The sequence below is a fragment of the Bradyrhizobium sp. P2_E8 genome, assembly GCF_056403875.1.
In genome coordinates this window covers 1-6,772 of the sequence record NZ_JBFUES010000369.1, presented here as the reverse complement: position 1 = coordinate 6,772, position 6,772 = coordinate 1, and the positions used below count along the sequence as shown (strand labels likewise).

Annotated in this window: 7 protein-coding genes and 1 pseudogene; 2 read left to right on the top strand and 6 right to left on the bottom strand. The window is 64.9% G+C overall.

What is annotated here, in order from left to right; genetic code table 11:
- The 5 genes and pseudogenes from AC1D00_RS20640 to AC1D00_RS20620 all read right to left on the bottom strand — a co-directional run.
- Window positions 1–93: pseudogene (locus tag AC1D00_RS20640) on the bottom strand (amino acid ABC transporter substrate-binding protein); the annotation flags it as partial.
- A 148-nt stretch (window positions 94–241) separates the two neighbouring features.
- Window positions 242–1,675, bottom strand: coding sequence for an amidohydrolase family protein (locus tag AC1D00_RS20635; RefSeq protein ID WP_477011937.1), 1,434 nt, complete (start codon window positions 1,673–1,675; stop codon window positions 242–244).
- Between the two features lie 16 nt (window positions 1,676–1,691).
- Window positions 1,692–2,717, bottom strand: coding sequence for an ABC transporter substrate-binding protein (locus tag AC1D00_RS20630; RefSeq protein ID WP_477011936.1), 1,026 nt, complete (start codon window positions 2,715–2,717; stop codon window positions 1,692–1,694).
- 40 nt (window positions 2,718–2,757) lie between these two features.
- Window positions 2,758–3,534 (bottom strand): ABC transporter permease, encoded by a 777-nt coding sequence (locus tag AC1D00_RS20625; RefSeq protein ID WP_028146641.1) that lies wholly within the window; start codon window positions 3,532–3,534, stop codon window positions 2,758–2,760.
- Window positions 3,534–4,385, bottom strand: a complete 852-nt coding sequence (locus tag AC1D00_RS20620) for an ABC transporter ATP-binding protein (RefSeq protein ID WP_477011938.1) — start codon at window positions 4,383–4,385, stop codon at window positions 3,534–3,536. The genes AC1D00_RS20625 and AC1D00_RS20620 overlap by 1 nt, the downstream gene beginning before the upstream one ends.
- A 192-nt stretch (window positions 4,386–4,577) precedes the next feature.
- Here AC1D00_RS20620 and AC1D00_RS20615 point away from each other — a divergent pair, with 192 nt between their 5' ends.
- Window positions 4,578–5,336 carry a GntR family transcriptional regulator gene (locus tag AC1D00_RS20615; RefSeq protein ID WP_477011935.1) on the top strand — a complete coding sequence of 253 codons (759 nt, stop codon included), beginning with the start codon at window positions 4,578–4,580 and terminating at the stop codon, window positions 5,334–5,336.
- On the opposite strand, the gene AC1D00_RS20610 is transcribed toward AC1D00_RS20615, so the two are convergent.
- The gene (locus AC1D00_RS20610) at window positions 5,333–5,749 is read right to left on the bottom strand and encodes a nuclear transport factor 2-like protein (RefSeq protein WP_477011934.1); all 417 of its coding nucleotides are present in this window, start codon (window positions 5,747–5,749) and stop codon (window positions 5,333–5,335) included. The genes AC1D00_RS20615 and AC1D00_RS20610 overlap by 4 nt on opposite strands.
- 162 nt (window positions 5,750–5,911) lie before the next feature.
- Between AC1D00_RS20610 and AC1D00_RS20605 the strand changes: the two genes are divergently transcribed.
- The coding region (locus AC1D00_RS20605) for an amidohydrolase family protein (protein WP_477011933.1) at window positions 5,912–6,772 on the top strand (861 nt) is incomplete at its 3' end.

Sequence of the window (6,772 nt, the reverse complement as noted above, 5' to 3'; positions counted from 1 at the left end):
CTCCTTGACCTTCTGGAGCGTGCCCGACAGGTCTTCGGCTGAAGCTGCGCCCGCAAGACATGTGACGGCCAGGAGAACGGTGGGAAGACGCATCGGGGCCTCCTAAAAGGGGGTCATCGACTCGTGTCGAGACGCTATCGCGGAGCTAATAGCCCAGACATCCGCCAGCCGCCAGAAGAGGCAGCGTCTACCAGCTATCGCGCTTTTATATACAACCGGGCCGAAGGGAGCCTCGGGCGCGCTACTGACAGGTCAGCTGCTGTTCGAACCAGCCGCCCAGTCGCTCCGACAGGGGCGGCCAGGTCCGCTGGAAGCCGGCGAGCCTGCCAACATTGGCGCGGTACATCGCCCGCAACTCCTGTTCGATGGCCGGCAGATCAACGCCGGCGCAGACCCCGTCCCTGACGATCGACTTGCCGGCAACGACGACCTCTTTGACCAACGATGCGTTGCCGCGCGCGAATAGCAGCGCCATGGGATCGACGGGCATGATCCGGTCGCGATCGAGCCGATCGAGATCGATCACCACGTAGTCGGCGGGGTTGCCCGCAACGAGCTCGCCGCTCCCCGGCGCGCCGGTCGCGCGGCGCCCGTTACGGATGGTGAGCGCGAACATCTCGGCCGGCGTCCATGTCGCCTTGAAGCCGAGGCCGCCATGGGCCATCTGCACCAGCCGCATCTCGCGCAGGATGTCGTCGTCCTCGTCCAGCGCCAGCCCGTCGACGCCGACCGCGATGGCGCAGCCGCAYGCGTGCGCCGCGGCGATCGGGGCGAGCCCCGAGCGCAGATGCATGTTCGAACTGAAATTGGTGACGATGCGCGCGCCGGAGGCCGCGATCATCTCCAGCTCATCGGGACGGGCGTGGATGCAGTGCGCCAGCGTCAGCCGCTCCGAGAGGAAGCCGATGTCGCGAAGCCAGCGCACCATGTCCGGGAAGTTCTGGTCGGCCCAGGCACGCTGGTAGACGGTCTCCAGCAGATGCATGTGAATGCGGCGGCCGGTCAGCGCCGAATTCTCGGCCACCGCCTCCAGCAGCGGCTTCGAGCACCATTGCACGCCCGCAGGCCCGAGCTGCACATCGACCATCGGGCCGGCGATGGCGGCGGCAATGGCATCGGTCAGCTCGACATAGGCCTTCGGCGACATCGGCGCGCGGACGAACAGCTCCTCGATGGTGTTGCGGTCGTCGCGCGAAAGGCAGGAAAGCACCGGTTCAGCATCGCCATAAACGATCGGATTCTGATCGCGCACGGCCATCGCAAAAGCGATGCGGATGCCGACATCGGATGCAGCCCTCGCAACAGCCTTGGCTTCATCGAGCAACGGCATCGTCCCGCTCGGGCGGGTGTAGTGCACCATCATGGCAGCGCAGCCGGCCTTGGCGGACCGGGCCAGCGCGGACGCCGCGGTCAGATAGGGATCGACGGGCGTGCCGAGCACGGTCCGCAGGATCCAGCTTTCCAGGGGCATGCCGACCGCGCCGAAGGACGAGGCGGTGGCGCGGGCATGATCGTGGGCGTTGACGAAGGCCGGAACGACGAAGGAGCGAGGACCGGCCTCCGCCCCTTCAGAGATACCGGTAATGACACCGCCGTCGTGCCGCAGCTCGACGTTGTCGCTGACGCCGCGGTCAGGGCCACGGAACAGGGTGGCTGCCGAAATCTCCGTGGCCATGACCGTCGCTCCAAGTTTAGTTGGCAGTATACACCAGCTCCCGCTCCGCGCGCGGCGGCAGGAATTCGCGCGAGAAGACCTCCGCCGGCGTCGGTGCGCGGGCGAGCTGGTAGCCCTCGACCACGATGCCGATAGCCCGCGTCATGCGGTCGTCCTTGATGTCGCCGATGCCGATCTCCTTCATCTCCGGCGAGACGATCAGCTTCTCGAAGGAATATTGCAGCCGGCGCTTCTCGACGGCAACGTCGATCAGATTGTCGTAGTTCAGCGCGGCCTTCATCCCGGCGTTCTGGTCCTTGGCCACCGCGATCGCCCCCTTGTTGATGGCGCGAACGAGGCCGGCGACCGCCTTCGGGTTGGAGGCGAGCAGCTTCTTCGAGACCATCACGCCGTTAGAATAGAGATCGAGGCCGTACTCACCGAACGAGAACCACTTGAAGTCCTTGTCCGGGTCCTGGCGGTTGAGCACGAGGTTGAAGTAGCTGGTGATGTTAAAGACCAGCGCGGCGTCGATGTCGCCCTTGATCAGCATCGGCTCCTGGAGGTTCGGCGCCATGTTGGAGATCTTGATCTTCTCGCCGTCGAGCCCGTTCTTGCGGGTGAACACCGGCAGCAGGCGCGTCGTCGGCGTGCCCTGCGCGCCGCCGAGCGTATGGCCCTCGAAATCCTTGATGGTGTTGATGCCGCTGGTCTTCTTGGCGACGATCGCGAAAGGCGGCTGGTTCCACATCATGTAGACCATGACGGGCGCGTCCTGCGGCTTGGTCGAGGCGTTCTGGATGATCGCGTTGACGTCGCCGAAGCCGGCATCATAGGCACCGGACATGACGCGCGTGACGGTGGCGCCGGAGCCCTCGCCCTGGTCGATCACGACGTTGAGGCCCTCCTCCTTGAAGAAGCCGTTGTCCTTGGCGTAGAAGAACGCGGCGTCGCTGCCTTGCGTCTTCCAGCCCAGCGTGAACTTGATCGTGGTGTCTTCGGCCGTGGCGATGCCCGCGGACAGGGCCAATCCCAGCAGCGCAACAGTTACTTTTCTCAACATCGAGACCTCCTCAAGCTTCATTGCGTGACGGTGTGAAAAATCAGGTGGCGATCACGTCGTTCTTGCGCGTGGCCCAGCCGGTGACACGGCCTTCGATCAGCGAGAACACGGCGTAGAGCGCGACGCCGAGCCCGGCGAGCACGAACAGGCCGGCGAACACCAGCGGCACGTTGAAATTCGAGGACGCGGTCATCATGACGTTGCCGATGCCGCGGTTGGAGGCGACCGTCTCCGAAAGCACGGCGCCAACGAACGCGTAGGAGATCGCGACCTTCAGCGAGGCAAAGAAGAACGGCATGGTTCTGGGCAGACCGACGTTCCAGAGAATGTCGAACTTGCTGGCGCCGAGCGCCTTCAGCACGTCCTCGAGTTCGGGTTCGGTTGTCGCAAGGCCGGTGGCGATGTTGACCACGATCGGGAAGAAGCAGATCGACAGCGCGGTCARCACCGCCGGCACGGTGCCCGAGCCGAACCACAGCACGAAGATCGGCACCACCGCGACCTTGGGGATCGAGGAAAAACCGATCAGCAGCGGATAGCAGGTGTCATAAGCCGTTTTGGAAACGCCGATGATTGCGCCAAGGGCGACGCCGAGCGCAACACCGAGCACGAAGCCGAACATCGTCGTCGCAAGCGTCTGCACGATATGCGGCCACAGCACCGGAAAGCGCTGGAACAAGGTCACGAACACCTGCGACGGCCGCGGCAGCACCAAATCCGACATGCCCGTCATCAGACAGAACAGCTCCCAGGCGACGAAGAACAGCACGATCAGCCCCGCCGACCACGCCTTCTGCCTGATATCGATCCCGAACATCAGCCTGTCCCCTGCTCAGCCGCGCTGCGCGCATCCTCGATGAAGGCGCGCAGCTTCTGGTTCAGCGCGACGAAATCCGGCTCGAAGGTCATGGCAACGGTGCGCGGTCGGGCGAATTCGACGCGGCTGTCGTCGAGGATGCGGCCGGGGCGCGCGCTCATCACGCAGATGCGGCTCGCGAGGAAGCCGGCCTCGCGCAGGTCATGCGTCACCAGCAGCACGGTCGGCTTATGCGTCATCCAGAGATTTTGCAGGATCGCCCACAGCTCCTCGCGGGTGAACTGGTCGAGCGCGCCGAAGGGCTCGTCGAGCAGCAGCATGCGCGGCTCGTGGATCAGCGCGCGGCAGAGATTGGCGCGCTGGAGCATGCCGCCGGAGAGCTGCCAGGGATAGCGGCTGCCAAATCCCCTGAGCCCAACCTGCTCCAGCAGTGCATTGGCCCTGTCGCGGAACTCGGTCTTGCGCAGCCTGCGGAAGTTCGAGCGGAACGGCTCGACGATCTTCAGCGGCAGCATGATGTTCCGCTCGATCGTCATCCACGGCAGCATGGTCGGGTTCTGGAACGCCATGCCCACCCGCATCGCGCGCGCCGCGACCTCGCGGCCGCCGACGATGACGACGCCRCTGGTCGGCTGCACCAGCCCGCTGACGAGACGTAAGATGGTCGATTTGCCGCATCCGGACGGGCCGACCAGTGCGACAAACTCGCCGTCGGCAATCCTCAGCGTCGTCTTCGACAGGGCCGGCACCGCCCGATCGCCGCGCCCGAAGGTCACGGAGGCGTCCGAGAGCTCGATAGCGGTCGCGGCGACGGGCTGGCCGTCAAACTGATCATTGGGTTGCATGCGCATCACGAGAAAAGTGCATGCAAGCTGAGTGCCAGCGGCCAACCGCTGTGAAATCAACGGGCTGGCGAAACGCCGGGCCGAATGGCCGGATTCGATTTAGGCAGCTTGAGCCCCAAACTGCATGCAATTGGAGCGATGGATTGCCGTCGCCCTGTGCTAAAGGAGCGATGACGATCCCACTCCAAGGATTCGCCGATGGCGGCGCGCGCAAGCAGCAAGACTTCAGAATCGTCGGACAAGGTCAGCGTGATCTGCCGCGCGCTCCGGCGCGCAATCATCGAGCAGGCGCTGGAACCCGGGGCGAAGCTGCCCGAGGATGCGCTCGGCGAGCGTTTCGGCGTCAGCCGCACCATTGCCCGCCACGCGCTGGGGCAACTCGCCGCCGAAGGCCTGGTCGAGCTCCGCCGCAACCGGATCGCGGTGGTGGCGACGCCGAGCTGGCAGGAGGCGCGCGATGCCTTTGACATCCGCATCGAGCTCGAACGGCTCGTGGTCCGCCAGCTCGCGGGCAAGCTGAGCAAGAGCCAGATCGCCGAACTGAACGCCCATGTCGACGCCGAGGACCGCGCGCGCGGCGGCACGGATGCGGTCTCGATCCGGCTCGCCACCGAATTCCACATCCTGCTCGCGCACATGACGAACAGTCCGATCCTGGTGCGCTATGTCAGCGAGGTCGCCTATCGCTGCTGCCTGACGCTGTCGCTCTATAGCCGCCCGCATTCGACCGAATGCGCCATCAACGAGCACCGCGCCATCATTGCTGCGCTCGCAAAGGGCGACGAGGCCAAGGTGATGGAATTGATGCACCATCACCTCGATTCCGTGGCCACTCGCGCACTGGTCGCCCCTGCCCCGCAGCGCGGCCGCGACCTGCTCGATATTCTCGCGCCCTATGCCGACGAGGTGACGAGCGATCGCGTCGTCAAGCTACCGAAGGTCGCCCGAAGGGGTTAAGTCTCGATCCCGCGCTGGACCAGAATGCGCTCGGCACTGTCGTTCCAGACGTCCATCTTCACGATCTGCCCGCCCCTCACGACGAAACGGTCGACGTAGCGATTGCCCTCGAACGGCGTGCCGTCCATCCACTCGCCGTAGAGCGTGCCGACGCTGTAGACGACAGTCTCGTCCGCGCCGGGGCAGACGTCGAACCGGTCCATCTTCTTCTTGACCCAGCGATAGCGTTTTGCGTTGAAGCCGGTCGGACCGCGCGGATGGTCGAACTCGCGTCCGCCTGTGAAGGTGATCACCGTGCCCGGCTTCATGTAGGCCGCAGCAGCGTCGGGATCGGGTATCATCGAGGCCGTCAGGTAGGCCTCGACAATCTCGGCGTCGGTCATCGGGCGTTCGGCTTTTGCGGGGGTGGACATGTCAGGTTCTCTTGGCGGGTTCTCCGGAAGCGCCGGCATACTACAATTCATGCCTCAAACTGCATGCATCTTTTTTAGACAATTTGACGGCGGAACTGCACACAATCTGGAGCTGCCCGCTGCCGCAGCTTCCGCTAGGCTAACACACCCGAATCCGACGCCATGACCATCCAGACCGCCTTCGACCTGATCTTCCGCAACACGCTGTTGCGATCATCCGCCGCACCCGTCGATATCGGCGTGAAGGGCGGCCGCATCGCCGCGATCGAGCCAAGGCTGACCTGCGAAGCCGTCGAAGTCGATGTCGGCGGACGCCTGGCCCTGCCCGGCTTCGTCGACACCCACATCCATCTCGACAAGGCCTGCCTGCTGGGCCGCTGCGGGCACAATCATGGCAGCGTCTCGGAGGCCATCCGCGCCGTCGCCGGGATGAAGAAGGATTTTACCGTCGAGGACGTCTACGCGCGCGGCGCTCGCGTGCTGGAGCGGGCAATCGTGCACGGCACGACGCGCATGCGGACCCATGTCGAGATCGATCCGCGCATCGGCTTGCGCGGCTTCGAGGCGATCAAGGCGCTCAAGCGCGACTATGCCTGGGCCATCGACCTGTCCCTCTGCGTGTTTCCGCAGGAGGGCCTGACCAACGATCCCGGCGCCGAGGAGCTGCTGATCCAGGCGCTGCGCGACGGCGGCGAGGCCATCGGCGGCTGTCCCTACATGGACACCGACCCGAACGCGCATCTCGCGCGCATCTTCGATCTCGCGCAGGAGTTCGACGTCGACGTCGATCTCCATCTCGATTTCGATCTCGATCCGTCCTGGTGGCACCTCGACGAAGTCTGCCGGCAGACCGAGCGGCGCAACTATCAGGGGCGCGTCGCGATCGGCCATGCCACGAAACTCTCGGCGCTGCCGCCGGAGCAGCTGAAAGCTGCCACCGCGCAATTGGCAAAAGCCGGCGTTGCCGTCACCGTGCTGCCCGCGACCGATCTCTATTTGATGGGTCGCGAGGCCACCCACAAC